Consider the following 2153-nt stretch of genomic DNA (forward strand, 5'->3'; position numbering starts at 1 on the left):
AGATGTGTATAAGAGACAGGCGCCGCCGGCGGGCGTCGAAGCCGCGGCCCCACTATGGCTGCTCACGGTCTTGTTGGAAGCCTTGGCCGTGTCTGCATCCTGCGGGTCGGTCGCAACGGCGGTCGGGGTGGAGGGCAGAGCGGCCATCTGGGCCAGGACCGCGATATCGAGGGGCGCAACCAACAGGCCGCCGGCCGTCGCGGTCTCGGCGGCGGGCTCGCGGTTTTCGCCTTCGGTGTCCGCGTCGCCGCCGTCAATCGCGGCGTCGGCGTCGTGCTTGACGGCCTTGGCCGGGCGCGCCGGGGCGGACGGCTGCGTCACGGTGGCGAGCACATCCGCAAAGCCTGCCAGCGTCTTGTCGACGGTCGAGGCCGTGACGGCCGGCGCCGGGGCCGCAGCGAGGCCCAGCGCCCGCAAGGCGCTCACTTGCCGGCCCCCTTCAGCACCTGATCGCTGGTCTGCAGGGCCGTATGGGCCCGGGCCAGCAATTGCGCGCCGGGGTCGTCGGTGCCGCCCGCCTCGTCTCCCGCGCCATCGCTGGTGTTCTGGGCGCTCACCACCGTGCCGACCGACAAGGCGGCCTGACGCAGCTTCACGTCATCGGGGCCAAGCTGGGCCGGGTTCATGAGGGTCAGCCGCGTCATCCCGTCGTCGACCCGGTCGGAGGCCACGAGCGCCGCGGCCGTGTACAAGTCGGCCCGCGCCGCATCCGGCGACCCGGCAACTGCCAGCGCCTTGGCCTTGTCGGCCGCCATGCGGGCGGTCGCGGTGCGGCCGTTCGTGATCGCGGCCTTGGCCATGGCGAGATAAAAGCGGCGCGCTTCGTCGGGCCGCATCTCCTTGATGACGGCGTCGAACTTGGTCAGTTGCGGCGTGTCGCCCGCCGCCGCGAAGCGCAGCACCGCGACCGCGAAGCGTTCCCGGAAATTCTCGGCATACACCGAGGTGCGGAAGCGGTGCAGGTATTGCCGCGACAACAAGGTCACCTTGTCGAGCTGGTTCGAATCGGCCAGCAGGAAGATCTGCCGGCGCAGCGCCGCTTCCTCGACCAGCGTGCCGGGCATCAGCAGGCGGGCGAGGTCGAGCAGCTTGTCGGCCTTGGCGGGATCCCGGCCCACCACGAGGCTCGCCTTGACGAGCGCCAGATGGCCGCCGAGCGCGTTCGGCACGCTTTTGGGATCGATCGGCTCGAGCAGCGCCGCCGCGATCGATTCTTCACCCTCGCCATAGGCGAGCGCGCCCTTCAGCAACCGGTCGATGGCGGGCGTCGGCTTGGCACGCTCGAGCACCGTGCGCACCACCTCGGGCTTGCCGCCGCTGAGGATGAACAGCGCGGCCGCGCGGCCGTTGCGCGGGTCGGCCCAGGCTTCCGGCTCGGCCGACAGGAACATGTCGGCGATATGGGCCATCAGCTTGGGCTGGGCCGCCTGAGCGGCCGCGTTGCCGTGGGCGATCTGTTCCTGCAGGGTTTGCAGGGTGCGCATCTGCGCATAGGGCGCATTGGGCGAGCTCGAGGTCTGGTCGGCCCGGGCCGCTGGGGTGGCGACCAACACGGCCGCCGAGGCGGCACCCCACAAAACCGCGGCGGCGAGGATCGGGCGGAAGCGTGCGATCACGGCGTGGGCTCCCGCAACAGGATTTCGATGCGCCGGTTTTCGGGTCCGGCCGGGTTCTTCGGGGTTTTCGGGCGTCGGTCGGCGTAGCCCTCGATCCGGTCGATGCGGGCATCGTCGAGGCCGCCGCGCACGAGCATGTAATGGGCCATGTCGGCGCGGGCCGACGACAAGCGCCAATTGTCATAGGCGTCCGACCGGAACGGCCGGCTGTCCGTGAAGCCGCGGATCGTCACGCCGCCCTTCTTGTCCTTCAGGAGCTTGCCGATGCGGGCCATCAGGGCGACCGCCTGGGGCGAGGGCTCGGCCGAGGCGCTGGCGAACATGGTGAAGTCGGCGTCGTCGGTTAGGCCGATCACCAGCCCCTCGGCGGTGCGGCGCACCTCGACCTTGGGTTCGGCCGTCGCCTTGCCGGCCGCATCAGGCTGGGCGGCCGCCTCCACCTTGGCCTGCAGGGCGGCCGTTTCGGCCTTCTGCTGCGGCGTCTCGACGGGCGTCGCTTCGGCTGGCGTTGGCTTGGCGGGTTGGGCGAGCTTGGGC

General features: G+C 71.0%; 2 protein-coding genes. Both read right to left on the reverse strand.

What is annotated here, in order from left to right:
* Positions 1–422 precede the first annotated feature (422 nt).
* On the reverse strand, positions 423–1616 hold the full coding sequence (locus tag P7D22_RS22915) for a chemotaxis protein MotC (RefSeq protein WP_319936554.1): 1194 nt from the start codon (positions 1614–1616) through the stop codon (positions 423–425).
* Positions 1613–2153, reverse strand: a 541-nt coding sequence (locus P7D22_RS22920) for an OmpA family protein (protein ID WP_319936555.1), incomplete at its 5' end; no start/stop codon positions are given. The genes P7D22_RS22915 and P7D22_RS22920, both read right to left, overlap by 4 nt.

Source organism: Lichenihabitans sp. Uapishka_5 (genome assembly GCF_033947565.1).
Classification (GTDB): Bacteria; Pseudomonadota; Alphaproteobacteria; order Rhizobiales; family Beijerinckiaceae; genus Lichenihabitans.